A 25,628-nucleotide genomic window follows, 5' to 3' on the forward strand; every position below is an offset into this window, starting at 1 on the left:
GCCATGTGCACATCGCGCGGTGTGACCACGCGGTGCGCGATGTCACCATTTTCATGATCACTAGAGCGGGACCACGCCGCCCACACAGTCGGCTCCGCGAGAGCTCCGAAGGAGTTCCGGCGAAGGCCGGCGTAGTGGATGTCCGCAACCAACCTCGCCAACAACCAGGGCTGCTCCCAGATCGACCACAAGCGCGCGCCCGGCCGAGGAACGAGGCTTGTTTTTCTGGGAGTACCCCCGACGGCGAAGCCGAGGGGGTGGTCACAGAAAAACTCCGCGCGGAACAGGCCCTTAAGGACGTGCGAGCAGGGCGGCCGTAAGCGGTTCTGCCAGCAGGTCGATCTGCCATTGGCGGGCGCCGCCCGCGCGTAGCGCGTCCTCGACCGGGCCCTCGGGCGGCTGCCAGCACAGGCGGCGCAGCAGGTCGGGTTGCAGCAGGTTCTCCACCGGCACCGTGTGGTGTTCGCTGAGTTCCGCGATGGAGGCGCGCGCGGCGGACAGCCGAGCGGCCGCCTCCGGGTCGCGGTCGCCCCAGCGGTTGACCGGGGGTGGCCCGTCGGACTGGAGCGTGGCGGGCGGTAGCTCGGCGTTGGGCAGCTCGGCGGCCTTGCGCAGCGCCGTCCACCAGTAGGCGGACAACCGGCGTTGGGCTCGGCCTCGGAACACCGGCAGTCCGGACAGCTCGGCTGCCGAACTGGGGGCCGTGACCGAGGCTTCCACGATCGCGGAGTCCGGCAGCACCCGGCCGGGCGCGATGTCGCGCTGGGTGGCCAGTGAGTCGCGGGCCAGCCACAGCTCACGGACGGCCGCCAGCTGGCGTGGTTTGCGGACCCGGTGGATGCCGGAGGTGCGGCGCCACGGGTCGATCCTCGGCGGGGGAGGGGGCGCGGTGCGGACCGCTTCGAACTCCTGCGAGGCCCATTCACGTTTGCCCTGCTCGGTGAGCATGTCGTCGAGCAGGTTGCGCAGCTCGATCAACACCTCGACGTCGAGCGCGGCGTAGACCAGCCAGTCCTCGGGGAGGGGACGGGTCGACCAGTCGGCCGCGCCGTGTCCCTTCTCCAGTCGTAGGCCCAGCAGCTGCTCGACCATCGGACCGAGCCCGACCCGGGGCAGCCCGGCCAGCCGGCCGGCCAGCTCCGTGTCGAACAGCCGCGCGGGACGCAACCCGAGCTCGGCGAGGCACGCCAGGTCCTGGGACGCGGCGTGCAACACCCACTCGGGGCCGTCCAGCGCGGCGGCGAGCGGACCGAACTGGTCCGCTACCGGGATCGGATCGATCAGGGCACTGCCCGCGCCTGCCCGGCGAAGTTGCACCAGGTAGGCGCGGGACGAGTACCGGAAACCGGACGCGCGCTCGGCGTCGACCGCCACCGGTCCGTCGCCGGCGGCGAAGGACTCGGCGACGGAGCGCAGGGCGGCGCCGGTTCGGATGACATCGGGGAGCCCGTCGGCCGGTGCCAGGAGCGGCACCGGTTCGCTCACCGGCGCCTCCTCGGAGAGGACAGAGTCGTCTCGAGGAGGCGCGATGCGTGGCGAGCTCAGCGGATGACCCCTGCACGCATGGCCAGCGCCACCATTTGCGCTCGGTCTCCCGTGCCGAGCTTGCGCCCGATCCGGGACAGGTGGCTCTTGACCGTCAACGCGGAGAGGTTCAGCGCTTCGCCGATCTCTTTGTTGGACTGCCCGTCGGCGACGAGCTGCAGTACCTCGACCTCGCGTGCGGACAGCTCCCGAGGGGTGTTGTCCGTACCGGGGACGCGGGTGCCCGTGGCGAGCAGCGGAGCAACCGTCGGGTCGGCGTAGACGCCGCCGTCGAGCACTCGCTTCACGCCGTCGGTGACTATCGCCGCCGATGCCGACTTCAGTAGATATGCCTGCGCACCGGCCTGGAAGGCCGAACGCACCGCATACGGATCATCTGATGAGGCGAGCACCACCAGGCGGTTCCACCCTTGTGACCGCAACTCGGTGACCAGGTCAAGGCCGCTGCCGTCAGGCAGCCCCAGATCCAGTACCGCGAGGTCGCAAGGACCGCTGGCCTGTGCTCGTGCTCGGGCTTCGGCCACTGAAGCAGCCTCATGCACCGTGCCTGCGCCCATGGTGCGCAGTCGCGCCGAGATCGCCTCGCGCAACAGCGGGTGGTCATCGACCACCAACACCGTGAACAGCTCTTCCCGCGGATGCGGGACCATGGCGGGCGGCAGCACGGAGCCAGCACCTACGGTGCGGACAGGCGTGCCTTGGCCGACTACAGCCACGTCACTTACCTCCCTGGAGTCGGTCGTGCCCCCCGACCGGCACCGGGACCTCGTCCGATCGGCTGTGTAGGCCGCGCGTCCGAGGAGGTGTCGTGGACGCAGGGTAGCCCCCAAGCGGCCTAACCGCGCGCGTTCGGCGAAACTTTTTCATACGAGATCTACGGCGTTGGTCGACTCTTGTCACTCGTTCGGGTGATCGTATTGACTTCAGAGAGTGACTTCTTGTCAAAACGGCACCGTTTGAGCCCGTGGGGAGCGTTGAGTCCGGGCTCAACTGTGACGTTCCGTCATCAAAGATACGCCAACCTCTGGTAACCCGATCGCGTGGGTCACGAGCCGGTAGAAAGCCTCGGCGTGATGACCGAACTCTTGATCGGTCGGGGTCCAGGACGCCCTGAGTTCGACGTCGTCACTGCGGGTCGGACCGGGGATGTCGCCGAACCGTGCGGAGCAGGTGCGGGTGACCGTGCCGCCCAGTGCGGCATACCCGGCCCGGCAGGTGTCCAGCGCGTCGGTCAGCCAGGACCAGCCCACGGCGAGCAGCAAGGGGTCGTCGCCCTGCTCGACGTCCAGCGGTGCACGCAGGTAACAGACCATCCGGAAGGTGCCCGACCAGGCGTCCCGGGCCTCGGGGTCGTGGAGCAGGACGAGACGACCGGTCACGTCGACCTCGGCGTCACTCGGACCCGAGGTGACAGCGTCCTCGGCGAGCTCGACGCCCATGGCGAAGCTGTGCGGAGCGAGGCGACGCGGCGGGTCGATGTCCACCAGTCGGAGCTCCGACCTGGGCTGGACGGCCCGCAGCGCGTCCACTGCCTGGCGGAATATTGGCGGACTCACGTCGAGCGAGAGTAGGTGTCCGGTGCCACCTCAGGCGTCAGGCGCGCCGCCGAGCATGCGAGGATGACCTGGTCATGTCGAACATAACCACCGCCACCGGCCTAGACCCGGTTCACGGCCAGCGACGAGACCTCGCGGGAGCCCCCTTCCTCGCGGCCGCCCGGGGCGAGCGCCCATCCCGGCAGCCGGTGTGGTTCATGCGCCAGGCCGGGCGTTCGTTGCCGGAGTACCACGCGGTCCGGCGCAACACCGCCATGCTCGAAGCCTGTTTCACTCCTGATCTGGTCTGCGAGATAACACTGCAGCCGGTCCGTCGCCACAATGTGGACGCCGCGATCCTCTACAGCGACATCGTGGTTCCGCTGCGTGCGGCGGGCATCGGCGTCGACATCGTGGCCGGCACCGGACCGGTGGTCGAGTCCCCGGTGCGGACCGCCGCCGACGTCGCCGCGTTGCCGACGCTGAGCCCGGAGGCGGTCGCGCCGATCGCGGAGGCCGTTCGCCTGCTGACTGCGGAGCTGGGCACCGGGGCCGAGGGCACGCCGCTGATCGGTTTCGCCGGTGCGCCGTTCACTCTCGCCTCGTACCTCGTGGAGGGCGGCCCGAGTCGCAATCACGAGCGCACCAAGGCTCTCATGTACTCCGACCCGGATACCTGGCACGCGTTGCTGGGTCATCTGGCCGAGCTGGCCCTCTCCTTCCTGCGTGAACAGGTGGCCGCCGGAGTGGATGCGGTGCAGCTGTTCGACTCGTGGGCCGGAGCACTGTCCGAGCGCGACTACCGCCGTTACGTCCTGCCGCACTCGGCGGCGGTGCTCGCCGGTCTCGCGGACTGCGGGCTACCCCGGATTCACTTCGGGGTGGGCACCGGCGAGCTGCTCGGCGCCATGGCCGAGGCTGGCGCGGACGTGGTGGGTGTCGACTGGCGGATTCCGCTCGACGTCGCCGCTCGACGGATCGGCCCCGGCCACGCGGTGCAGGGCAACCTGGATCCCGCGGTGCTGTTCGCCGGTTCCGACGCGGTGGAGGTCGAGGCCCGGCGCATCCTCGCGGAGGGCAAGGCCGCCGAAGGGCACGTGTTCAACCTGGGCCACGGCGTGCTGCCGGAGACCGATCCCGACGTCCTGACCCGGCTCGTGGAGCTGGTGCACTCGTTGTGAGTCGTCCTCGACCGCCGCATGTCGCCGTGGTCGGGGGCGGAATCTCCGGGCTCGCCGGCGCGCATCGGCTTCGCGCGGTGCTCGGACCGGATGCCCGGATCACGCTCGTCGAGCAGTCGAACCGGCTGGGCGGTGTCCTGCGCACCATCGACCTCGCGGGTGTCCCGATGGACGTCGGCGCCGAGGCCTTCCTCGCACGTCGGCCAGAGGTACCCGCGCTCCTGCGTGAGCTGGCTCTGACCGAGACTCTCGTGCATCCCGCGCCGGTCTCGGCGAGCGTGCGTGCGGCCGGCCACACCACCGGGCTGCCGGCGAGGACCTTGCTGGGCATCCCCGGTACCGGCAGCAGGCTCGACGATCTCCTGTCCGCCGAAGGGCTGGACCGGGTGGCGGGCGAGGCCACGAGGCCGCTGCACTGGTCGGCCGGCGGGGACGTCGCACTGGGCGGGCTGCTGCGGGACAGGTTCGGCGACGAGCTGACCGAGAGGCTCGTCGATCCACTGCTCGGTGGGGTCTACGCGGGCCGGGTCGACCGACTCGGGCTGCGCGCCACGATCCCCACTCTCGCGGCCGCGCTCGACGCCGGTGCCCCGTCGCTTACCGCGGCCGCGGACCGGCTACTTCCTCCGGTGCCGTCGACCGGGGCTCCCTCGCCCGTGTTCGGCGCTGTCCGGGGCGGCTACCGGGTCCTGGTCGAAGCGTTGCTGGCAGCCGCCGATGCCGAGGTCAGACTCGGCCTGCCGGTCCGTGAGCTCACCGAGACCGCCACAGGGTGGCGGCTGGAGATCGGCTCGGCGAGCAGCTCAGGACCGATGTCCGAAGCGTTGGACGTCGACGCGGTCCTGCTCGCGGTACCCGCGCCCGCGCTGCGCAGGCTGCTGGCCGGAGCTGCGCCCGAAGGTGCCCGTGCTGCCGGTGAGGTCGAGCTGGCATCACCGGTCGTCGTCGCGCTGGCATTCCGGGCCGAGGACGCGGCGACGCTGCCGATGACCTCCGGGGTGCTCGTCGCCGCTGACGAACCGCTCGGGGTCAAGGCCTTCACCCACTCCGCCCGCAAGTGGCCGCACCTCGCCCCGGACGCGACGGACGGCCTGATCCGGCTGCGTGCCTCGCTCGGCCGGGCCGGCGATGCCGAGACGCTGCGGGTGCCCGACGACGAGCTGGCCGGACGAGCCACGACCGACCTGGCCACGCTGACCGGTATCACCGCGGCCCCGGTGGAGGTGCACGTGCAGCGCTGGGGCGGCGGGCTTCCGCAGTACGGGGTCGGGCACGGCCGCCTCGTCGAGGAGCTCGAACAGGCGGTGGCGCGCCGCCCCGGGCTCGCGGTGGCGGGCGCGATGCTGCACGGCGTGGGCGTGCCGGCCTGCATCGGTACCGGCCGGTCGGCCGCCGACCGGTTGGCCGCGTTCCTCTCGTCACACCAGCCCGGTCTCCGGACGCTCGTCGCCGGACCCGACCGCTCCTAGTGGGATGATGGGCGCCATGAGCCGGCTGGACTACAACGCACTCAACGACACGATCCGCTACACCATGTGGTCGGTGTTCCGGATCGAACCGGGCAAGCTGGGGGAGGACCGCGCGGCCGCCGCCCAGCAGGCAGGTGAGTTCATCTCCGGACTGGAGGGCAAGGGCGTCGTCGTGCGCGGTGTGTACGACCTGTCCGGCCTGCGCGCCGACGCCGACTACATGATCTGGTGGCATGCGGCCGACATCGAGCCGCTGCAGACCGCCTACGCGGACCTGCGCAGGGACACCGCGCTCGGCCGGGCCAGCGTGCCGGTGTGGAGCCAGGCCGCCCTGCACCGGCCCGCCGAGTTCAACAAGAGCCACATCCCGGCTTTCCTGGCCGGCGAGGAAGCCCGGAAGTACATCTGCGTCTACCCGTTCGTGCGTTCCTACGACTGGTACCTGCTCCCCGACGAGGAGCGTCGCCGGATGCTCGCCGAGCACGGCAAGAAGGCTCGGGAGCACCCGGACGTGCGGTCGAACACCGTCGCCAGCTTCGGTCTCGGTGACTACGAGTGGATCCTCGCGTTCGAGGCCGACGAGCTGCACCGCATCGTCGACCTCATGTGGCTGATGCGCGGGACCGACGCCCGTCGCCACGTCCGCGAGGAGATTCCGTTCTACACCGGGCCCAAGCTGGACATCGCCGACCTGGTGGCGGTCCTGCCGTAACCCTCAGTCCTGCGCGGGCTCCAGTTTGATGGACACGCTGTTGATGCAGTAGCGCAGGTCGGTGGGGGTGCCGTAGCCCTCACCGGAGAACACGTGGCCGAGGTGGCTGTGGCAGTTGGCGCACAGCACCTCGGTGCGGGCCATGCCCATCGAGGTGTCGGTGCGCTCGATCACCGCGTCACCGGCCAGCGGGGTGAAGAACGACGGCCAGCCGCAGTGCGAGTCGAACTTCGTGTCGCTGCGGAACAGCTCGGTGCCGCATGCCCGGCAGGAGTACACGCCGACGGTCTTGGTGTCGGTGTACTCGCCGATGAACGGCCGTTCCGTGCCTGCCTCACGGAGCACGTGGTATTCCTCGGGGGTGAGCTGCGCACGCCATTCCTGCTCGCTCTTGACCACCTTGGGGGCGTCCCCGGTCACTGGTTTCATGCCTCCACGCTAATACCTTCGGGCACGGTCTGTCGTGGAACGAAACGGTGACGCTTCAGCGCCTCAGAGCCAGGTGCTCAGCACGAACCCGAGCGCGTCCACGATCAGGTATCCGGCGACGACGAGCAGCAGGACCACCAGCACGACCGCGCCGAGCCGGCGCCCGCCCTGCGCCCGGTTGGCCGAGTCGGCGAAGTCCGACACCCCGTCCAGGTAGCCCTCGACGGTGAAGCTGGGGCGGTCGCGGTGCATCCGGTCCAGGTGCGCGGCGAACGCCTGGGTCTCCGGGTCGTCGGGGTCCAGCCCGATCAGCTCGTCGTCGAGCGGGTCGCCGCCGTGGGCGGGCTCGGCGGGGTCACGGCTGGGCATGCGCTCACGGTAGCGTCTGCCCCACTGCGACCTGGAAGGCGAGACCTCATGAGCCCGACGCGTTCGCCGGCGGTGGAGCTGACCGTGCCCGGTCCGGAGGGGGACCGGCTGGTCAGGGTCTCCAACCCGGACAAGGTGTACTTCCCGGCTCGTGGCATCACGAAGCGCGAGGTCGTCGAGTACTACCTGAGCGTCGCCGAGCCGCTGCTGCGTGCGATCGGGGACCGGCCGACGACGCTGAAACGTTTCGTCGACGGGGTCGAGGGTGAGCCGTTCTACCAGAAGCGCCTGCCCAAGGGCGCACCCGAGTGGGTCCGCACCGCGCGCATCACGTTCCCGAGCGGTCGCCCCGCCGACGAGGTGTGCCCGCACGAGCCCGCTGTGCTCGCGTGGGCCGCGAACCTGGGCACCCTGGACTTCCACCCGTGGCCGGTGCGCAGCGCCGACACCGACCATCCTGACGAGCTGCGCATCGACCTCGACCCGCAGCCCGGCACCGACTTCGACGACGCGGTCACCGTGGCCGGGGTGCTGCGTGAGGTCCTGGAGGAAGCAGGTCTGGTCGGCTGGCCCAAGACATCGGGAGGCAGGGGTGTGCACGTCCTGGTCCGCATCCGCCCCGAGTGGACGTTCACCGAGGTCCGGCGCGCGGTGATCGCGATCGGCAGGCGAGTGGTGCGGCGGCTGCCCGAACAGGCGACCCTGGAGTGGTGGAAGGAGCTGCGCGGCGAGCGGGTCTTCCTCGACTACAACCAAGCAGCGAGGGACCGCACGGTGGCGAGCGCCTGGTCGGTGCGCGGCAGGCCCAACGCCACGGTGTCGTTGCCGCTGCGCTGGGACGAGCTTGCCGACGTCGATCCCGAGCAGTTCGACCTGCGCACGGTGCCCGGTCTGCTCACCGAGCGCGGCGACCCGCACGCGGACATGGACGCCCACACCGGCGGTCTCGAGACGGCCCTGGAGTGGGTCGACCGGGACACCCAGGACGACCTGGGTGACCTGCCCTATCCACCGGACTACCCGAAGATGCCGGGCGAGCCGAAGCGGGTGCAGCCCAGCAGGGCGAAGAAGACCTGATCAGGGCGGGCAGAGGACGCTCGCCTGGGGAACCGTACCTTGCACCCAGAGGCTGTCCACCGCGTTCGTGACGCATGTGGTGCGGGGGTAGGCGCCCCGGCCCGCGCCCTGCCAGTTCACCAGCGTCGCGGGTGCCAGCTGGTCGGCCGCGCGCTGGTAGCCCTGCGACGGCACGCGGGGGCTCAGCGCGGTGGCCAGCACCAGCATGGGCGGCGCCGAGGTCGCGGGCCCCTCCTTGGCGGCATCGGTGGGGACCGGCCACGCGGAGCAGTAGAGCAGCTGCTGCGCGAGTACCGAGCCGAACAGCGGATGGTCGGTCTGCCACTTCTCGATGAGCTTCGCCAGCTGCGGCGGGTTGACCCGCTGCGCGGTGTCGTTGCAGCGGGTCGCCAGCGCGAGGTCGAACCGGCCGTTGAGTCCGAGCAGCTGGTCCAGCCGACGCAGCAGCCCACCGGCGTCGCCGTTGCGCGCCGCCCCGATCGACGAGGCCAGATCGGGCCACTCACTCGGGTCGTCCAGCCCGATCAGCACAGCGTTCAGCATCGCCCCGGACGTGAGTAGCTCCCCGTCCGGACCGGATATGGGGCGGGCTCGCAGTTGACCGGCCAGCGAGGTGAGGGTCGCTCTGGCGTCGGTGCCGAGCGGACAGTTGGCGCGGGACTGACAGTCCCTGGCGAACGCGTCGAACGTCGCTTCGGACGCCGACGCCCGAGCATCGGTCGCCCCGATGGCGTCCTGGGTCGGGTCGGGCGGCGAGTCCAGCACGAGCCTGCCGACCGAGGCCGGGGACTGCTGCGCCCAGACCGCCATCGCCCTGGCACCGTCGCCGAGCCCGATCCCGCCGAGGGTCCGCACCCCGAGCAGCTGTCGCGCATGCTCGATGTCACCGGCGGTGTCCGCGGTGTCGTACTTGGTCAGTGTGTCGCCTTCGGTGAGGCTGCACTCCTGGACGGCCTTGCGTGCCTCTTCCAGCAGCATGTCGACCCCGGCCTGACCGGTGCCGGTGAGGTCGGCGTCGACCAGCTCACTGCGGGTATCGGGCGGTGCGCAGTCCAGCCGGCTGGTGCCTTCGCCCCGACGGTCCATCCCGACGAGGGTGAAATGCTGCAGGACCGACAACGGGACCTGCGCGGCGAGACGCGCGGCACGCAGCGTCCCGGTCTCCCCGTCGCTGTCGCCCAGCACCAGCAGTGGGGGCCTGGCGTCCGGCGGCTGGTCGCTCAGCGACACCCGCATGAGCCCGATCGAGGACTGCCGCCGTCTGCCGATCGAGTAGTCCGAGTCGACCGGAACGTCGGAACATTCGTAGCGCAGCGCCCGATCCGCCGGGACCGGCACCGGCAGCACCGGCTGGATGTCCTCCGTGCAGTCCAGGAACCCCGCCTCGTCGGCGTTCCCGACGTCCGGAACGGGCAGCGTCGGCCCGTGCGCGGGTGGCGGAGGCGGCGGCGCCTCGGGCGCCCCGTCGACCGCGCTCGCGCCCCGAACCGCGACCGGCGGACGGCTGGACGGCCCGACGGCACAGGAACTCACCAGCACGGCGACCAGGGCGAGACCGACCGCCAGCACGGCCGGCCCAGGTCGCCGACCAGCAATGCGCACGCCTGTCTCCCGGAATGTCGAGCGACGCCGAATGCGCCGCAAGGTACAGGGTGCTAGGCGGAGGGTGAGAATTCGGTAAGCCCGGCGGCCCTGAAGCCGAATCAGGTCAGAAGGGCGGTGGATCATCGCCCGGTGTGGAGGGTGGTGGGGTGATGATCGGGTCGCCCCGGGTGTGGTGGGTCTGGCCGAATGGGCTGGTCCACCGGAACTGGCCTGGTGTGGGTTGTTGGAGGCGCCATCGGCCTCGGGTTTTGAGGTCGTGGTCGTGGGCGCAGAGTTGGCCGCCGTTGGTGTCGGTGGTGGGGCCGCCGTGGTGGAAGTCGATGGTGTGGTCGAACTCCGATTCCCGTGCGGGGCGGCGACAGCCTGGGCCGAGGCAGCCGCGGTCGCGGCTCTGGCTGTAGAGCCGGAGTGCGCTGACCGGGAAGCGGCGCCCGGGACGGGAGTTGATGGACGTTCGGGTCTGTGGCCAGGCGGCGACTTGGGCGGCGATGTCGGCGATCACCCGTTCCCATCCCGGCGGCGGGTTCTTCACCAGTTCCGCCAACAAGCCGGCGGTGAGCTGCAGCTCGACCGCGCCACCGGCACGCCCTCGGGTGGCGTGGGTCGGGCGGGAGCGCAGCACACCGGGCACCAGGAGGTAGCCGTGTTCGTCGCAGACGGCGAAAGTCCACGACCCGCCCCGTTGCTGGAGAACGGTCCGGCGGGTGTTAGCGGCGAGGATGGGTCCCCAGCCGGGTAGCTCGCCTGGACGTTCGCTGAGGTTGAGCAGGGTGGCGAGTTCGGCGCGGATCTCGATCCCTTGGGGCTTTCCCGCCGATGCCTCACCCCGGAAGTGGGCGACGATCCCTGCGCGATCTAGACCGTGCAGGGTGCCGTCGAGTAGGCCGCAGAACACGTCCGCGCGAATCTGATCCACCCTGTCCGGATGCCCAGCCCGTTTGATCGCGCGGGCCAGGGCGTTGACTCTGGTGCAGGCGGCGGCCATGTCCTCCGGGGCGATACCCGAGGCGGAGAGGGTGGCGGTGCCGTCCTCGTTCAGGTAGCCGACCACCGAGCGGCGCTCGAAGGCCTTCTCATACAGGTCCTGGGCACGGTCGGGATCGGAGCCGATGACCAGCTTGCGCAGATTCGCGGCCAGCTTCCCGGTCGTCCACGGCGGAGTCTTGGGCAACACCGCCTGACAGATTTCGGTGCGCTGGGCGTCGGGTAGATCGGCCAGGTAGGTGGCGAAGATGCGAGCTTTGGGCAGATCGATCCACCCCGAATCCAAGGCATCGAACACCAACGGCAGGCGCGAGAGCAGCAGCCAGGAAAACTCCAGCTCCGCATCCGACTTACGCCGGGTCCAGGACAACGCCACCCGCAACTCATCAGCCACATACCGACCCGGCTCAGCCACCAACGCGATCTCACGCGGATCGGCTTCGGGGTCACGCCCACCCAACGCCGCGATGTCCGCGGCGAGCTGGGCAGCCACATGGGCCTGCAGGCGATACCGAGCTTTCAGCACCTCCACGAGGTCACCGTTGGACACCGAGACCCGGTCGATCCGGGCCAGGGCAGCGGCGAGTTCCGGGCCTGGCGCCATCGACGCCAACCCCTCCGGAACCACACCAGCCGCTGCCATAACCCAGACGCTACGGGCGCCCCCCGACAAAAACCGGCGCCAGAGACTAGGCCAAAAAGGGTGATATATCCAGGCCAGCAAGCCACAACACGAAGCAGGCCGCGCACAGCGCCTACGGCGGCAACGCACACCACCCCCATCCCCGCGATCCTGGCCAGCACTTGGCGTGGCCGCCCGCTGTCAACCCTGAAACCTCGCCCCCGAGGCAGCGCAACCAAGAACCCGCGCGAGGCCGGCGAAGCCGGGGGTTGAGAGCGGGCGGCCACGCCAAGACACTGTCGAGCCAGCGGGGATGACACCCCAGAAGCCAGCGGGGATGACGCCCCGGAGGCCAGCCGGAACAGAGAAGACCTAGCTGACCCGAGACCGAGAAGCCACCCGATCAAGCTCCAGCCGAATAGCGGTAGGCAAGGAAGAAATCCCCAACGAGGACCGAACCCGAGACAGCACCGACTCCTCGAGATCCCGCCACACGGTACGAACATCAGCCCCATCGGTCAGCCACAACGTCATTCGAAGAGCCGGAGCGGAAGGCCGACCGACCAACCGGGCGGAAGCCCGGGTGACCCCGTCGAGCCGCTCGGCATCGTCCTTCACCGCCGAGGCCGCTGCCCCAGCCGTGACCCGCAGCGAAGAGGCCTCACCGGAGCTGAGCACAAGATCGGGCCGCCGCTCAGGACGAAGCGTCCGCGCGACCCACGTCAGCCCGAGAACGACCAGCACGACCCCGAGCACGATCGCGGCCACGGAGGCGACGAGAGCGTTGTCGTGCAGGAAACCGACAGCGAGGGGGTCGACCACCGGCCGGCTGGATCGGCCGTCGCCGAAGACCCCGAACCCGACCAGGGCACCGAAGACCCCGAGTGCGAGGAGGACGATCCCCAGCAGGGCCAGGAGCGACCGTTCCGCGCGAGCGGAGCGGGCGAGGGCGCGGCGTGACCGGCGGCTCATCGCAGACCCCGCTCGGCCCGCACCGACACCGACACCTTGGGCCGGCGTGCCAGCGGCAGATCGTCGAGCAGCTCGTCCACCCTGGTGCGCACCGAGGGACGCAACGAGGAGGGACGTTCGCCCCGACCGATCGCCTGCACCCGCACCGACCGTGCGGAGGCGATGACCGAGGCCGCGGTGATGTCGTCGGTCGAGCGCACCCGCTGCCCGACCAGCCGGGCGAGCACCTTCGGCGACGCGGTCACCGAGATCTCGTCAGCGGGGTCGGTCAGCGCGATGTCCCGTCGCCGGGCGGTGCCCGCGACGAGCAGCAGCAGAAGCCCGATCACGGCGACGGCCACGCTGCAGCCGATCATCAGCACGCTGCGCCAGGTGATCTGTTCCAGAACGGCCCGCCAGGTGCCCCAGGGCAGCAGCAGACCGGTGTAGCCGGGACGGTCGCCGAGCAGCCACGCGGCTACCACCTCGACCGCCAGCATCGCGCCGGCCGCCGCGACCACCAGCCCGAGCAGCGGCGAGAGCACCCGCAGCAGAACTCGCATCGTCGTACTCCACTCAGATCAGGCGCGAGGTCTGCTCGCGGTGCAGCCCGGACACGGTCACGTCGAACATGCGCACCCGGTGGCCGGTGATCCGGTCCACCTCGGCGATGACTCGTTCCCGCAGCTGCTCGATGACTTTCGGTACCGAGCCGGGGTATCGGACCACCAGGTCGAGCTTGATGTCGACGAGATCGTCGCCGACCGCGACCTTCGCGGTGCTGCCGGTCTGGCCGACCCCGACGCCCGCCACCTTGCGGGTGCCGGGAAGTGTTCCCGGTGCGCCGTCGACGGCGTGCTCGACGATCTTGCGTAGTACCGTGGGGCTGATGTCGAGCCGGCCGCGTTCAGCGGGTTCGGTTCCCGGCGGAGCGGTCAGCTCCGGGGTGATCGTCATCGGTCTCGACCTCGCCCGATGACCGCGTTGATGTCCAGCTCGCCGTCCAGCACACGGCCGACGATCAGGCCGATCGCACCCAGCACGAGCGCGATCAGGAAGCCGATGAACCCGCCGACGGCGGCGGCGATACCGAGTAGGAGACCGGCCAGCAGGCCGGTCCGGGACGCATTCATCTGGGGTTGCTCCTCTTGTCGGTCCGGCGTTTGGCCGCGTGGGTGAGCCGGAGCCGGATCCGTCTGCCCAGTCTGATGAGCCAGGTCAGTGCCCTGGACCTCGTGGTCACGATGGTCACCGGGACGTTCAGCCGAGGGTCGTCGTCGGCGACGAACCCGGCGGCGCCACCACCGGACTCACGCAGTCTGCGTAGCCCGGCGGTGAACACCTGTGGATCACCACCCACGTCCGGATGGTGAGTGCGGACGAACGCCCGGACCGCCGACCTGAGTGCGATCCGGTCCGGCCCGGTCATTCGATACCGGCCACGGTGACGTCCACGGCAGCGCCTCCGGCGAGGGCCGACACCTGGAGGCGCAGCTCCTCGACGACCTGGGGAAGCGGGCGCGCCATGCCGAGCACGACGCCGACCTCGATCCCCTCGGCGACGTGGACCCCGGCGAGGCGCTCGTCCGGCAGGAAGGTGGCGATGGCGTTGAGCGGGCCACTGTCCAGGCGCACCACCGAGGGGTGGGCGAGGACGGCCACCGCGATCCGCTGCGCGAGCACCGCCTCGGGATCGGTCATTCGACCCGGGAGGACGGCACCGTCGGCGTGATCTCGGCGACCTGCTCGTTGTCCTCGGTCGGGAGGTGGATGTCGTTGACCGCGATGTTGACCTCGATGACCTCGAGCCCGGTCATCCGCTCGACGGCACCGATCACGTTGCGCCGGACGGCCCGGGCCAGCTCGACGATGGAGGCGCCGTACTCCACGACGATGTCCAGGTCGATGGCGGCCTGCTTCTCACCGACCTCGACGGCGACGCCCGCCAGGTTGGTCGTTCCGGTTCCGCCCGGAATGCGCTCACGCAGTGCGCCGAAGGCGCGGGAGACCCCGCCGCCCATGGAGTGCACGCCGGCGATCTCACGGGCCGCGATACCGGCGATCTTCTGCACCACCGATGCGGCGATGGTGGTCTTGCCCAGGCTCGTGTCCTCGGCGAGACGGCTCGGTACCGTGCCAGGGGTCTTGGTCTGCGGGCTCTCGGCCATGTGGGTTCTCCTCCTGAGCTGGATCGTCCTCGGGCAGCGGCCGCCCGGTGTTCCCACCGGCGATCAACGCTGTCATGAGGTCAGATGCCCGGAGTCGGCGAATGATCTCGCGATGTCACCCGATCGTGGAACGTGGCAGGTCAGCGACGTGCACCGAGACGGCCGGCGCCGCCGGCCCCAGTTGCACGCCGAGGGCGTCGATCAGCTGGAGACGCAGCCGCTCGGCCAGCACACGGATCGGAGTGCCGTACGGCAACGCGATCTCGACGGTCAACGCGTCGTGGTCGCCCCTGACCGCCAGTACCCGCGCCTGACCGTTGGCCTGCTCGACGAGCAGATCGTGCGCCAGTGCCCTGGCCAGCAGCACGATGACCCGGTCGCGGACGCGTAGCTGACCGCCGTGCTGGTCGATCTCGACGTGGTCGCCCGACTGCTGGCCGCGCAGCGCGTTGACCGTGGCCAGCGTGCGGGAGATCAACTCGTTCGGCACCGGCACCTGGGCGGCGGCGGTCCGTTGCACGAGGGTCCACTGGCTGCGCAGGAGCGCGAGCTGCTCGGCGCAGTACGGGCAGCCGTCCAGGTGCTCCAGGTCCCCAGGGGCCGCATGGGTTCGTGCCGCCTCCGGTCCGTCGGTGGCCTCGTCGGCGACCAGGTCACGCAGGTAGCCGGCCGACCGGCCGCAGGCGAGCACCGGATCGATGTCCACGGGACTCATCTCGGCCCCCATCCCGATTCGTCCGAAGCCAGTGCGGTGAGTAACGCGGCCCGTCCTCGGTGCAGACGTGATCGAACCGCTGCCACGGTGGTTTCGAGCACCGTTGCCACCTCCTCGTAGGACAGGCCCTCGAACTCCCGCAGGACCAGCGCGACCCGTTGCGAAGGCTCCAGAGTGTTCAGCGCCCGGTGCACTCTCGCCGCGTCGTCGGCGCTCACCGCCGCGGTTTCCGGGCCGGGCGCCGGGTCGATCATCCGCTCGCCGTCGGCGATCCCGTCCAGCGTGGCGGTCGGTTTGCGTTTGCGCAGCGTGCCCAGTGCCGCGTTGGTGACCACCCGATACAACCAGGTGGCGGGCGCGGCGTCGCCCCGGTAGCGAGGCAACGCCCGCCACGCGGCGATCCACGCGTCCTGGACGGCGTCCTCCGCGTCCGCCGGCTCACCCACGATGCGCAGCGCCACCCGGTACATCCTCGGCGTGTGGCGGTGGACGAGCAGGTCGAAGGCGGCGCGGTCCCCGCGAGCGGCCGCCGCCAGCACGAGATGGTCGGTGCCGGCGGCAGGGCTGTTCGGCGCCCAGGTCTCGACCGAAATCACCTCGCACGGCTCGGGTCGGTGGCGCGGTCATCTCACCACGGGAGTGTCCGGTGCATCACACCGCCGCGCACGGACAGTAGTCTGCGGCCGATGGCCACCCCGAGTTCGATCCTGTTGCGGACCTGTCTGGTGGCGGGACTGGGGCTCGCGGGCTGCTCCTCGCCGCCGCCGGGCCAGGACGCCGCCGCGCGTGCGGCGGCCAACGCGCCGTTCTGCCAGACCTATACGCACGCCGCGCGTGGCGCCAGGACACCGATCGACGCGATGCGCGCCCAGCCGGTGCTGGTGCCGTTCGTCGCGCTGATCGAACTGTCCGCCCGAGATGCCGCTCAGCGGGCTTCGGCCGCGCCGGATCCGGCGGTGGCGGGCGCGATGCGCGAGGTCGTGGCCTCGCTCGACGACCTGGACGCGCAGGGGCAGGCCGGCCTCCCGGCCGGAGCCGACCTGGCGCAGACACCGGTGAAGCTGGACCCCACCCGCCTGGCCTCGGCGCTGGACACGGCCGACCGCACCTGCGCCGGCCTCACCCGCTGAGGCCGTTCACCTCGCGCGGGCGCCCTTCTCGAAGTGCTGGTAGTCGATCGGCGATGTCCAGGTGCCGCCCCAGGTCCACCCACGGCTGGTGAACGAACGCACGGTCGTGTCGCCGGCGTGGATCACTCCGGGATCGGTTCGCGTCCGGTCCGTGAACGGCTTCCCCTCCGGCGGGGACACCGCTCCGGACGCGGCGACGTACGGGTTGCGCAGCGTGTTGATGTCGATCGCGGTGCCGTAGGAGTGGTTCGACCACTGGGTGCCGCCGGTGATCGGGCGGCAGTTGAACGCCGAGGTGTTGTTCGCCGCCATGGAGCGGTCGTCGTCGCCGCCGTAGTGGTCGACGGTCTCCATCCGCTCGATCGGGAACCGCGCGGCGTAGAGCTCACCGAATATGTCCGCGGTCTCCTGGGCCACCGAGTCGGCGACCACGAGCTCGCCCTGGTGCTCGCGGCCGTCGAAGCCGACGTAGCGCAGACTCACCAGCCGGAGCCGGTCCGGCCCGAGCGGGCAGCCGGGCCGCCAGCTCGCGCCGAGCCGCTGCGCGTCCACCGGACCGATGTGTGCCGCGTAGGGACCGAGCGCCTCGGCGGGTGGTGACGCATCCGCGCACGCGGTGGTCACCACCACCGAGGTGAGCGCGAGCAGGAGGGCGACCACCAGGCGGTTCGGCTTCACGCTCGCGCGCCTCCTCAGGCGAACAGACTACGACCCACGATCTCCTTCATGATCTCATTCGTGCCGCCGAAGATGGACTGGACACGCGCGTCGAGGAACGCCTTGGCGATCGGGTACTCCAGCATGTAGCCGTAGCCGCCGTGCAGCTGCACACACCGGTCGACGGTGCGCTTGAGCAGGTCCGAGGTCCACCACTTGGCCATCGCCGCGTCGGTGACCGACAGGTTGCCCGCGACGTGCTCGGTCAGGCAGCGGTCCACGAACACGCGGGCGATCTGTGCCTCGGTGGCGATCTCGGCCAGCTCGAAGCGGGTGTTCTGGAAAGCGCCGATCGGCTTGCCGAACGCGTGCCGGTCCTTCGTGTACTGGGCGGTCACCGCAAGCGCCTGCTCGACGCCGGCCGCGCTGCCGACCGCGATCGACAGTCGCTCCTGGGGCAGGTTCTGCATCAGGTAGATGAAGCCGCTGCCCAGCTCACCCAGCACGTTCGCGGCGGGCACTCGGACGTCGGTGAAGAACAGCTCGGCGGTGTCCTGTGCCTTGAGCCCGACCTTCTTCAGCCGGCGGCCGCGCTCGAAGCCGGGCATGTCGCGCTCGACGACCAGCAGGCTGAAGCCCTTGCTGCCCGCGTCCGGGTCGGTCTTGGCGACCACGATGACCAGGTCGGACATGATGCCGTTGGTGATGAACGTCTTCGCGCCGTTGAGGATGAAGTCGTCGCCGTCGCGGACCGCGGTGGTCTGGATGCCCTGCAGGTCGCTGCCGGTGCCCGGCTCGGTCATCGCGATCGCGGTGATGGTCTCGCCGGAGCAGAACCCGGGCAGCCAGCGGCGCTTCTGCTCGTCGTTGGCCAGCCGCAGCAGGTAGGGCGCGACGACGTCGTTCTGCAGCGGGAAGCCGAGACCGCTGGCGCCGGCGCGCACCAGCTCCTCGGTGATGATCGCGTTGTAGCGGTAGTCCTCGACCCCGCCGCCGCCGAACTCCTCCGGCACGTCGGTGCCGAGCAGGCCCGCCTTGCCCGCTGCCAGCCACACCTCGCGGCTGACCTGACCGTCCTCTTCCCACTGCTCGTGATGCGGCTCGATCTCGCGCTCGATGAACGTGCGCGCGAGCTCACGGAAAGCCTTGTGGTCATCGTCGAAGATGTTCCGCTCCATACGCCGAGTGTCACATACATGCGCAGCTGCCGGTAACATCCGGGCATGGATTTCCTGAGCGCCGCCGCCAACGTGCGGGACCGAGCCGTGGCCGGCCATCTCGCCGACCTGCGGCGAATGCCTCGGGAAGTGATCGACTACGCGCCCAACGCGACGGTCTACCGCTACCTGCCCGAGGACGGGAGCGAGCCCGGTGGGCTGCCGGTGCTGCTCATCCCGCCGCTGGGTGCGCCCGATTTCGCCTACGACCTGCGCAGGGGATGCAGCCTCGTCGAGCACCTGCTGGGCACCGGCCGCGACGTGTACCTCGTGGACTACGGCCCCATCTCGTTCTCCGAACGAGGGCTGGGCATCGAGTTCTGGGTGGAGAACGTCGTGCCCCGGGCGACGCACCGGGTCAGCGAGCACGTGGGCGGCGCGCCGGTCCAGCTGGTCGGCTGGTGTCTGGGTGGGCTGTTCTCGCTGCTCACCTGCGCGGACCGGGACAACCTCCCGGTTGGCTCGGTGACCGCGATCGCCAGCCCGTTCGACGTCGGGTCGGTGCCTCTGGTGGCGCCGCTGCGTCCGCTCGCGGCGATCACCGGCGGCCGGGTCGTGTCGTCGATCTACCAGGCGCTCGGCAGCGTGCCCGCCCCTGTGGTCAAGTGGGCGTTCCAGCTCTCGACCGTGGACAAGTACCTGACGAAGCCGCTGACCGTGCTGTCGCAGCTCGACGATCGGGACGTGCTGGAGCAGATCGAGGCCGTCGACTACCTGATGGACCACATGCACGGCTATCCCGGTCGCACCTTCGGCCAGATCTATCACCTGATGCTGCGGTCCAACGACCTCGCCGACGGCGGACTCGACCTGGGGCGTCGCCGGATCGACCTCGCCGACGTACGGGTGCCGGTGCTGGTGGTCGCGGGGGAGAACGACGTGATCGCGCCGCTGCGCGCGGTCCGCAGGGGCACGGAGCTGCTGACCGGCGCGCCCGAGGTGCGGTTCGAGACGGCTCCCGGCGGTCACCTCGGGGTGCTGACCGGACGCCGGTCGCGCACCACCACGTGGGCGTATCTCGACGAGTTCCTGGACAAACACGACGTGGCCAGCGAGATCGCCGATCGGCTCACATGACCGCCAAACCACGTCGTACCCAGGCCGAACGGCGGGCGACCACGAGGACCGCGCTGCTCGAGGCCTGCGTCGAGTGCCTGTTGGAGCAGGGTTACGCCGGGCTCACCACAGCGGCGGTGGTGCAGCGGGCGGGGGTCAGCAGGGGAGCGCAGGCGCATCACTTCAGCACGAAGGCCGAGCTGGTGGTGGCGGCACTGAGGCACGTGGCGAACCGGTTCGGCGCGGAGTTGGTGATCGAGCCGCTCAGCCCCGAGCTGACCCTGGAACAGGCGCAGCTCGCTCTGCTGGACCAGCTCTGGGCGCTGCACACCGACCGGATCTACCCGGCGTTGATGGAGCTGTGGCTGGCCGCCCGCACGGACGAGGAGCTGCGCGCCGAGCTCGGGGACTTCGAGAACGACCTGACCCGCAGGACCATGGTGTTCTGTCAGAAGCTCGCCCCCGAGCTGGCGGCGCGACCGGACTTCCGCTCGTTCCTGGCGACCGTACTGGCGGCGTTGCGCGGGTTGATCCTGCTCGAGTTCGTCGATCGCGGGCACGACGTCGCCCGAATCTGGCCGGGGGTGCGGGCGCAGTTGTGCTCGATGGCCGCAACGGATGCCGGCTGAGGATTTCTCAAGTTATCGGTTGAACGCTCAATGGAGTGGTATCGGACACCTCGCGGAATGCTCCCGGGTGTGGTCGAGTTTTCGGGTTGAGACGCCCCCGCGTGATCCGCTCGATTCGACCAGGAGCCCCGATGACCGACGTATCCTCCGACTACGCAGAACTGCTCGCGCTCGACCCCGAGGCGCGCAAGCTGCTGTTCACCGAAGCGCGCACGGCGAACTCGTTCACCGACGAGCCGGTGACCGAGGAGCAGCTGCGGGCGATCTACGAGCTGACCAAGTGGGCACCCACGTCGGCCAACACCCAGACGTTGCGGGTGCTGTTCGTGAGCAAGGGAGAGGCCCGCGAGCGGCTCGTCGCGCACATGGCCGACGGGAACAAGGCCAAGACCGAGGCTGCCCCCGTCGTCGCCGTCCTGGCCGCTGACCAGCGCTTCTACGAGCACATCCCGACCGTCTTCCCGATCAAGCCGGAGATGGCGCAGTACTTCGAGTCCAACGAGCAGGCCAGCACGGACCACGCGCGCTACAACGCGATCCTGCAGTCCGGCTACTTCATCCTCGGGGTGCGCGCCGCCGGGCTCGCGGCGGGCCCGATGCTCGGTTTCGACGGCGACGGCATCGACAAGGAGTTCTTCGGCGACGGCCGCTGGAAGACCATCCAGGTGATCAACATCGGACACCCCGGCGAGAACGCCTGGTTCGACCGACTGCCCCGGCTGAGCTACGACCAGGTCGTCGCACACGTCTGATACACCTCTGTCCCCTGTTTGGACAGTGGGATTCGCCCGACAAGTTAGTAGTGACCAACAGTGCCCGACGAGATCGTTAGAAAGACTATGCATCTGATGCCTTCAGCAATTAGCGTCAGCTGTGTGAGTGCGATGACGGTGCATCAGGCGGCCGCCGCCGATCTACGAGCCCGCTACGCGCGGGTGCCCGAAGGGCAGCGAGTCCGGTTGGCGAAGCCCACGTCCAACCTCTTCCGGTTCCGTTCCGACGGAGCGCGGATCGCGAGGTTGGACGTGGGTGCGTTGGACCAGGTGCTGGAGGTCGACCCGGTCGCCCGGACCGCGAAGGTCCAGGGCATGACCACCTATGAACGCTTCGTCGACGCGACGTTGGCGCACGGGTTGATGCCGATGGTGGTTCCACAGCTGAAGACCATCACCGTCGGTGGGGCCCTCGCCGGGCTCGGTATCGAGTCCTCGTCGTTCGCCAACGGGCTCGCGCACGAGTCGGTGATCGAGATCGAGGTGCTGACCGGCGACGGCCGGTTGATCACCGCGACGCGGGACAACGAGCACGCCGACCTGTTCCGGGGCCTGCCGAACTCATACGGGACACTCGGCTACGCCGTGTCGCTGACCGTCGAGCTGCAGCCGGTCAAGCGGTACGTGGCGCTGCGGCACCTGCCGTTCCCCGACGCGGCGAGCTGCGCCGAGGCGATCGCCACGATCTGCCGGGACGGCAGCTACGAGGGCACCCCGATCGACTTCATCGACGGCACCGTCTTCGACGCGGGCGAGCAGTACCTGACCCTCGGCCGGTTTACCGACGAGGCACCGGGTGGCCGGGCCGCCAGTGACTACACCGGCCAGCAGATCTACTACCGGTCCATCCAGCGGCTTCGCGAGGACGTGCTCACCACCCGCGACTACATCTGGCGCTGGGACACCGACTGGTTCTGGTGCTCGCGGGCGCTCGGGGCGCAGCACCCGGTGATCCGCAGGCTCTGGCCCGACCGCTACCGGCGCTCGGACGTCTACCGCAAGCTGGTGGCGCTCGACCGGCGTCGTGGCTTCAGCGGCCGCGTCCGAGGCTGGCAGGGGCTGCCGCCGGAAGAGCCCGTCATCCAGGACATCGAGGTGCCGGTCGAGCGGTTGGCCGAGTTCCTCGACGCGTTCCACCGCGACATCGGGATCAGCCCGGTGTGGTTGTGCCCGGTGAAGCTGCGCGAGCCGTCCGGATGGCCGCTCTATCCCATGGAGCCCGACCGGCTGTACGTCAACGTCGGGTTCTGGTCGGCGGTGGCGCTCGGCGAGGGCCAGCCGATGGGAACCCACAACCGTCGGATCGAGGAGCTGGTCGCGGACCTCGACGGGCACAAGTCGTTGTACTCGGATTCCTACTACACGGTTGAGGAGTTCTGGCAGAACTACAACGGACCGGCATATACGGAACTGAAGAAGAGTTATGACCCGGGTGGCCGGTTACCGGATCTTTACGATAAGTGCGTACGGGAGCGGTGAGAACGATGCGGGTAGCGGAGCTGTTTCACGGGTTGATCGGGCCGAAGGCATCCATCCGGATCACGGCCTACGACGGCAGCGCGGTGGGCCCGCCCGATGCTGAGCTCGGCCTGCGGATCCGCTCCGCGCGGGCGCTGGCCTATCTTGCCTCGGCGCCTGGGTCACTCGGTCTGGCCAGGGCCTATGTGACCGGCGCGCTGGAGGTCGACGGACCGATGCACGCCGTGCTGACGGAGCTGGCCGACATCACGCTGTACTCGATCCCGAGGAACGAACAGCTCCGGCTCGCCAGGACTCTGCTGCGGTACCGCCTGCTGCACCGCGCGCCGATCCCACCGGTGGAGGCCCGGCCGCACGGGCGGCTGCACTCGAAGAAGCGCGACGCCAAGGCGATCTCGCACCACTACGACGTGTCGAACCTGTTCTACTCGTGGGTCCTCGGCCCCTCGATGGCCTACACCTGTGCGGTGTTCCCCGACGACCAGCCGGACCTGGAAGTCGCCCAGCGCACGAAGTTCGAGCTGGTGTCGCGCAAGCTCGGTCTGAAGCCCGGCATGCGGCTGCTCGACGTCGGCTGCGGGTGGGGCGGCATGGTCATGCACGCCGCCCAGGAACACGGCGTCAAGGCACTCGGCGTGACGCTCTCGCGGGCGCAGGCCGAATGGGCGCAGAAGGAGATCGTCGAGCGCGGGCTCACCGAGCTCGCCGAGGTCCGCCACCTCGACTACCGCGACGTGCAGGAGACCGACTTCGACGCGGTGTCCTCGATCGGTCTGACCGAGCACATCGGCGAGGCCCAGCTACCCGCCTACTTCGCATCGCTGTACGGCAAGCTCAAGCCGGGCGGCCGGTTGCTCAACCACTGCATCACCCAGCCGACTCCGAACGGGCCGAAGAAGGTCGACGCCTTCATCAACCGGTACGTGTTCCCGGACGGTCAGCTGCACGGCGTCGGGCGGCTGGTCAACGAGATGAACGCGGCCGGTTTCGAGGTCCGTCACGAGGAGAATTTGCGTGAGCACTACGGCCGCACGCTGGCCGCATGGTGTGAGAACCTCGACGACCACTGGGAAGAGGCCGTGCGCGAGGTAGGGCAGCAGCGGGCCCGGGTGTGGCGGCTCTACATGGCCGCGTGCCAGCTCGGCTTCGAGCGCAACAACATCCAGCTGCACCAGGTACTGGGTGTCCGGCTCGGGGAGAACGGCGCGGCGTCCATGCCGATCCGCCCGGACTGGGGCAGCTAGGAGCGGTCTGCCGCCTTGTTGCGGTTGACCCGCCGCCAGAGCACCACGGCGAACACCAGCGAGGCGACCAGCAGGATTCCGCTGAACACGGCGCGAATCCACCAGCCCGCGCTGGGCGTGAACAGCGTCAGATTGATCAGGAAGAGGATCAGCCAGCCGGCCGCGGCCGCGGCGAACATGATGACGTGGCCGATGGTCGGCTGGGCAGCGTTGTTGCGCACGGAGCCCAGCTTGTCAGGTCGGGTGTGATGGCGGCCCAGGTGGGGTTGCCTGAGAGGCAGCCCGTCCCTCGATAGGGGGGCGCGTGAAATATCGTGATCACGATCGGGTAACATCGGCGTGTTGAGTGGGGTTCATGTGGCCGCCGCTCACTCACTGATCCACTCGATCGGGCACGCTCCCTGCGGTTCACGCAGCTGTCTGTGACGCCGCCGGCGCCCGTGCGTACACCGAGGAGATGCCGCCATGGCGCTGACCCCCAAGGAACGAGCGGATTTCGACGGGATCGTCGAGCAGCTTCGGCACGAGGACGCCGGTGTCGGCATGATCGAGCCGAAGCGCCGCCGGATGGCGCTGTTGGTGAGCATTCTCGTGGCGGCGCTGGTGTTCGGCTTCGGTGTGGCGCTCGCCTCACACAGTCCGGATGCGTTCGCCGCGCTGATGGTCGCCTCGGTCGTCCTGGGCAGCATGGCGGTCGCCTGGCGGATCTGCATTCGGTCCCGCCCCAGCTGACCACCTCGGCGCCGCCGCGCGGACCGGGGCGTACTGAGCGATGATGCCGTGGGCGGTCGAGCCCGCGAACCACGCGAAGTACCCGGGAGGACGGCAATGCCGGTCGGAATGGACCAGCTCACCACGGACCTGGCGGAGGAGACCGCGGCGCTGCGCGCGGTGCTCGTGGAGCTGGACGCCGACGGCTGGGAGCGCGCGACGCCGGCACAGGGGTGGGCGGTGCGGGACCAGATCAGCCACCTGGCCTACTTCGATGACACCGCGATCCTGTCTGCCACCGACCCGGATGCGTTCCGGGAGAAGCTCCTGGCGCTCGTCGCGGAGGGCGGGGTGTCCCCGGACAGCATCGCCGAGCAGTACCGGGGCATGCCGGCGTCCGAGCTGCTCGCGTGGTTCGATCGGTCGCGCGCGCGACTGATCGAGGTGTTCGCCGCGCTCGACCCGACGACCCGGGTGCCGTGGTACGGCCCGGAGATGAGCGCGGCCTCGTCGGTGACCGCGCGGCTGATGGAGACCTGGGCGCACGGCCAGGACGTCGTCGATGCGGCCGGCGCCGTGCGGGAGCCGACCGACCGGCTGCGCCACGTCGCGCACATCGGCGTCCGTGCGGCCCCGTTCAGCTACGCGCTGCACGGCCGCACCGCTCCCACTTCGCCGGTGCGGGTGGAGCTCACCTCACCGAGTGGCGACCTGTGGACCTGGGGCCCGTCGGACGCCGACGACACGGTAACTGGCTCAGCTCTCGATTTCTGTCTGCTCGTGACCCAGCGCCGGCATCGGGATGATCTGTCGCTGTCCGTGTCGGGGCCGGTGGCAACCGAGTGGATGTCCATCGCCCAGGCGTTCGCCGGGGAGCCTGGTAAGGGGCGGGATCCGCTGCCTGCCTGAGGTCTGGGGTTGCGAGGCGTTGTCCCCGCTGGCCGATCAGTGTCTTGGCGTGGTCGGGCGGCGTCAACCCCCGGCTGACGCCGGCCTCGCCCGCCTGCGCGGCTGTCCGATGTTCGGGGGCGAGGTTTCAGGGTTGACCCCGCCCGACCACGCCAAGTGCGGGCCAGGATCGCGGGGACGGGGGAAGTCTGCGGCGCCAAGTGCGGTCACGGCTGCGCCGCGCCCCTCGGGGTGCAGTGCGCCTGTCTGGTGATCAACTGTGGTGACACCGCGCACCTCCCGTCCACGCCGCGCCTTGTGCACACCGCGCGGTGTGACCACGCGGTGCGCGGTGTCGCCCGTTTCCATGATCACCACGGGCTGGTGGCTGATCCCACGCGAAAAACAGCCACCACACCGTGCTGATCATGCAAACCCAGCGGGACCACGCCACCCACACAGCTGGCTCCGCAAGTCTCCCC

General features: G+C 69.9%; 31 protein-coding genes. 12 read left to right on the forward strand and 19 right to left on the reverse strand.

Annotation, left to right across the window (positions count from 1 at the left end; all coding sequences use genetic code 11):
- Positions 1-291: 291 nt before the first annotated feature.
- The 3 genes from G406_RS0104425 to G406_RS0104435 form a co-directional block, all read right to left on the reverse strand.
- Complete coding sequence (locus G406_RS0104425) at positions 292-1,485, reverse strand: HRDC domain-containing protein (RefSeq protein ID WP_051341593.1); 1,194 nt, start codon at positions 1,483-1,485, stop codon at positions 292-294.
- A gap of 56 nt (positions 1,486-1,541) precedes the next feature.
- Positions 1,542-2,195: a LuxR C-terminal-related transcriptional regulator gene (locus G406_RS44575; RefSeq protein ID WP_156934696.1), complete on the reverse strand. Its 654-nt coding sequence runs from the start codon at positions 2,193-2,195 to the stop codon at positions 1,542-1,544.
- A gap of 336 nt (positions 2,196-2,531) precedes the next feature.
- Positions 2,532-3,101: a DUF3000 domain-containing protein gene (locus G406_RS0104435; protein ID WP_037075124.1), complete on the reverse strand. Its 570-nt coding sequence runs from the start codon at positions 3,099-3,101 to the stop codon at positions 2,532-2,534.
- 74 nt (positions 3,102-3,175) lie between these two features.
- Between G406_RS0104435 and hemE the strand changes: the two genes are divergently transcribed.
- From hemE to hemQ, 3 genes are read left to right on the forward strand one after another with little or no spacing between them, the layout of a single operon-like run.
- Positions 3,176-4,261, forward strand: coding sequence for a uroporphyrinogen decarboxylase (gene hemE / locus G406_RS44580; protein WP_051341595.1), 1,086 nt, complete (start codon positions 3,176-3,178; stop codon positions 4,259-4,261).
- Positions 4,258-5,730 (forward strand): protoporphyrinogen oxidase, encoded by a 1,473-nt coding sequence (gene hemG, locus G406_RS44585; protein ID WP_051341597.1) that lies wholly within the window; start codon positions 4,258-4,260, stop codon positions 5,728-5,730. The genes hemE and hemG overlap by 4 nt, the downstream gene beginning before the upstream one ends.
- A 16-nt stretch (positions 5,731-5,746) precedes the next feature.
- Positions 5,747-6,442 carry a hydrogen peroxide-dependent heme synthase gene (hemQ, locus tag G406_RS0104450; RefSeq protein ID WP_028932883.1) on the forward strand — a complete coding sequence of 232 codons (696 nt, stop codon included), beginning with the start codon at positions 5,747-5,749 and terminating at the stop codon, positions 6,440-6,442.
- A 3-nt stretch (positions 6,443-6,445) separates the two neighbouring features.
- On the opposite strand, the gene msrB is transcribed toward hemQ, so the two are convergent.
- Together msrB and G406_RS0104460 are read right to left on the reverse strand one after the other, a co-directional pair.
- Entirely contained in the window at positions 6,446-6,871 is a 426-nt protein-coding gene (gene msrB / locus G406_RS0104455; protein ID WP_028932884.1) for a peptide-methionine (R)-S-oxide reductase MsrB, read from the reverse strand.
- Between the two features lie 63 nt (positions 6,872-6,934).
- Positions 6,935-7,240 carry a hypothetical protein gene (locus G406_RS0104460; protein WP_028932885.1) on the reverse strand — a complete coding sequence of 102 codons (306 nt, stop codon included), beginning with the start codon at positions 7,238-7,240 and terminating at the stop codon, positions 6,935-6,937.
- Positions 7,241-7,288: 48 nt separating this feature from the next.
- On the opposite strand from G406_RS0104460, the gene ligD reads away from it, so the two are divergent.
- Entirely contained in the window at positions 7,289-8,317 is a 1,029-nt protein-coding gene (gene ligD, locus G406_RS0104465; RefSeq protein ID WP_051341599.1) for a non-homologous end-joining DNA ligase, read from the forward strand.
- Here the strand turns inward: ligD and G406_RS0104470 are convergent, their stop codons facing one another.
- The 11 genes from G406_RS0104470 to G406_RS0104520 all read right to left on the reverse strand — a co-directional run bounded on the left by G406_RS0104470 (position 8,318) and on the right by G406_RS0104520 (position 15,958).
- A complete protein-coding gene (locus tag G406_RS0104470) occupies positions 8,318-9,919 on the reverse strand; it encodes an alpha/beta hydrolase (protein ID WP_169736603.1) in 1,602 nt (533 codons plus the stop codon).
- Positions 9,920-10,025: 106 nt separating this feature from the next.
- Positions 10,026-11,549: an HNH endonuclease signature motif containing protein gene (locus tag G406_RS0104475; protein WP_084215768.1), complete on the reverse strand. Its 1,524-nt coding sequence runs from the start codon at positions 11,547-11,549 to the stop codon at positions 10,026-10,028.
- A 351-nt stretch (positions 11,550-11,900) separates the two neighbouring features.
- Positions 11,901-12,500 carry a hypothetical protein gene (locus tag G406_RS0104480; protein WP_028932889.1) on the reverse strand — a complete coding sequence of 200 codons (600 nt, stop codon included), beginning with the start codon at positions 12,498-12,500 and terminating at the stop codon, positions 11,901-11,903.
- Positions 12,497-13,042 carry a DUF6286 domain-containing protein gene (locus G406_RS0104485; protein ID WP_028932890.1) on the reverse strand — a complete coding sequence of 182 codons (546 nt, stop codon included), beginning with the start codon at positions 13,040-13,042 and terminating at the stop codon, positions 12,497-12,499. The genes G406_RS0104480 and G406_RS0104485 overlap by 4 nt, the downstream gene beginning before the upstream one ends.
- Positions 13,043-13,055: 13 nt before the next feature.
- A complete protein-coding gene (locus G406_RS0104490) occupies positions 13,056-13,436 on the reverse strand; it encodes an Asp23/Gls24 family envelope stress response protein (protein WP_051341600.1) in 381 nt (126 codons plus the stop codon).
- Positions 13,433-13,612: a hypothetical protein gene (locus G406_RS0104495; protein ID WP_028932892.1), complete on the reverse strand. Its 180-nt coding sequence runs from the start codon at positions 13,610-13,612 to the stop codon at positions 13,433-13,435. The genes G406_RS0104490 and G406_RS0104495 overlap by 4 nt, the downstream gene beginning before the upstream one ends.
- The gene (locus tag G406_RS44590) at positions 13,609-13,839 is read right to left on the reverse strand and encodes a hypothetical protein (protein WP_169736599.1); all 231 of its coding nucleotides are present in this window, start codon (positions 13,837-13,839) and stop codon (positions 13,609-13,611) included. The genes G406_RS0104495 and G406_RS44590 overlap by 4 nt, the downstream gene beginning before the upstream one ends.
- A gap of 65 nt (positions 13,840-13,904) precedes the next feature.
- Positions 13,905-14,180, reverse strand: coding sequence for a hypothetical protein (locus G406_RS0104505; protein ID WP_028932893.1), 276 nt, complete (start codon positions 14,178-14,180; stop codon positions 13,905-13,907).
- Entirely contained in the window at positions 14,177-14,647 is a 471-nt protein-coding gene (locus tag G406_RS0104510) for an Asp23/Gls24 family envelope stress response protein (protein WP_028932894.1), read from the reverse strand. The genes G406_RS0104505 and G406_RS0104510 overlap by 4 nt, the downstream gene beginning before the upstream one ends.
- A gap of 115 nt (positions 14,648-14,762) precedes the next feature.
- Positions 14,763-15,362, reverse strand: coding sequence for an anti-sigma factor (locus tag G406_RS0104515; RefSeq protein ID WP_156934678.1), 600 nt, complete (start codon positions 15,360-15,362; stop codon positions 14,763-14,765).
- Positions 15,359-15,958 (reverse strand): RNA polymerase sigma factor, encoded by a 600-nt coding sequence (locus tag G406_RS0104520; RefSeq protein ID WP_084215769.1) that lies wholly within the window; start codon positions 15,956-15,958, stop codon positions 15,359-15,361. The genes G406_RS0104515 and G406_RS0104520 overlap by 4 nt, the downstream gene beginning before the upstream one ends.
- A gap of 90 nt (positions 15,959-16,048) precedes the next feature.
- Between G406_RS0104520 and G406_RS0104525 the strand changes: the two genes are divergently transcribed.
- Entirely contained in the window at positions 16,049-16,492 is a 444-nt protein-coding gene (locus G406_RS0104525) for a hypothetical protein (RefSeq protein ID WP_028932897.1), read from the forward strand.
- Positions 16,493-16,498: 6 nt separating this feature from the next.
- Here G406_RS0104525 and G406_RS0104530 read toward each other — a convergent pair whose 3' ends face one another.
- Positions 16,499-17,170 (reverse strand): M15 family metallopeptidase, encoded by a 672-nt coding sequence (locus G406_RS0104530; protein ID WP_028932898.1) that lies wholly within the window; start codon positions 17,168-17,170, stop codon positions 16,499-16,501.
- 14 nt (positions 17,171-17,184) lie between these two features.
- Complete coding sequence (locus G406_RS0104535; RefSeq protein ID WP_028932899.1) at positions 17,185-18,327, reverse strand: acyl-CoA dehydrogenase family protein; 1,143 nt, start codon at positions 18,325-18,327, stop codon at positions 17,185-17,187.
- Positions 18,328-18,372: 45 nt separating this feature from the next.
- On the opposite strand from G406_RS0104535, the gene G406_RS0104540 reads away from it, so the two are divergent.
- The 5 genes from G406_RS0104540 (at position 18,373) to G406_RS0104560 (ending at position 23,547) form a co-directional block, all read left to right on the forward strand.
- Positions 18,373-19,443: an alpha/beta fold hydrolase gene (locus tag G406_RS0104540; protein WP_028932900.1), complete on the forward strand. Its 1,071-nt coding sequence runs from the start codon at positions 18,373-18,375 to the stop codon at positions 19,441-19,443.
- Positions 19,440-20,051, forward strand: a complete 612-nt coding sequence (locus tag G406_RS44595) for a TetR/AcrR family transcriptional regulator (protein ID WP_037075125.1) — start codon at positions 19,440-19,442, stop codon at positions 20,049-20,051. Before G406_RS0104540 ends, G406_RS44595 begins: the two co-directional genes overlap by 4 nt.
- Before the next feature lie 131 nt (positions 20,052-20,182).
- Positions 20,183-20,803: a malonic semialdehyde reductase gene (locus tag G406_RS0104550; protein WP_028932901.1), complete on the forward strand. Its 621-nt coding sequence runs from the start codon at positions 20,183-20,185 to the stop codon at positions 20,801-20,803.
- 132 nt (positions 20,804-20,935) lie between these two features.
- Positions 20,936-22,303 (forward strand): FAD-binding oxidoreductase, encoded by a 1,368-nt coding sequence (locus tag G406_RS0104555; protein WP_051341604.1) that lies wholly within the window; start codon positions 20,936-20,938, stop codon positions 22,301-22,303.
- A 5-nt stretch (positions 22,304-22,308) separates the two neighbouring features.
- Entirely contained in the window at positions 22,309-23,547 is a 1,239-nt protein-coding gene (locus tag G406_RS0104560; protein ID WP_028932903.1) for an SAM-dependent methyltransferase, read from the forward strand.
- Here the strand turns inward: G406_RS0104560 and G406_RS0104565 are convergent.
- Positions 23,544-23,768, reverse strand: coding sequence for a hypothetical protein (locus tag G406_RS0104565; RefSeq protein ID WP_028932904.1), 225 nt, complete (start codon positions 23,766-23,768; stop codon positions 23,544-23,546). The genes G406_RS0104560 and G406_RS0104565 overlap by 4 nt on opposite strands.
- Before the next feature lie 244 nt (positions 23,769-24,012).
- On the opposite strand from G406_RS0104565, the gene G406_RS0104570 reads away from it, so the two are divergent.
- Both G406_RS0104570 and G406_RS0104575 read left to right on the forward strand, forming a co-directional pair.
- On the forward strand, positions 24,013-24,279 hold the full coding sequence (locus tag G406_RS0104570; RefSeq protein WP_028932905.1) for a hypothetical protein: 267 nt from the start codon (positions 24,013-24,015) through the stop codon (positions 24,277-24,279).
- A 96-nt stretch (positions 24,280-24,375) separates the two neighbouring features.
- Positions 24,376-25,167 (forward strand): TIGR03084 family metal-binding protein, encoded by a 792-nt coding sequence (locus G406_RS0104575; protein ID WP_028932906.1) that lies wholly within the window; start codon positions 24,376-24,378, stop codon positions 25,165-25,167.
- Positions 25,168-25,628 lie beyond the last annotated feature (461 nt).

The organism is Actinospineispora spinosispora DSM 44797, from assembly GCF_000429025.1.
GTDB lineage: Bacteria > Actinomycetota > Actinomycetes > Mycobacteriales > Pseudonocardiaceae > Pseudonocardia > Pseudonocardia spinosispora.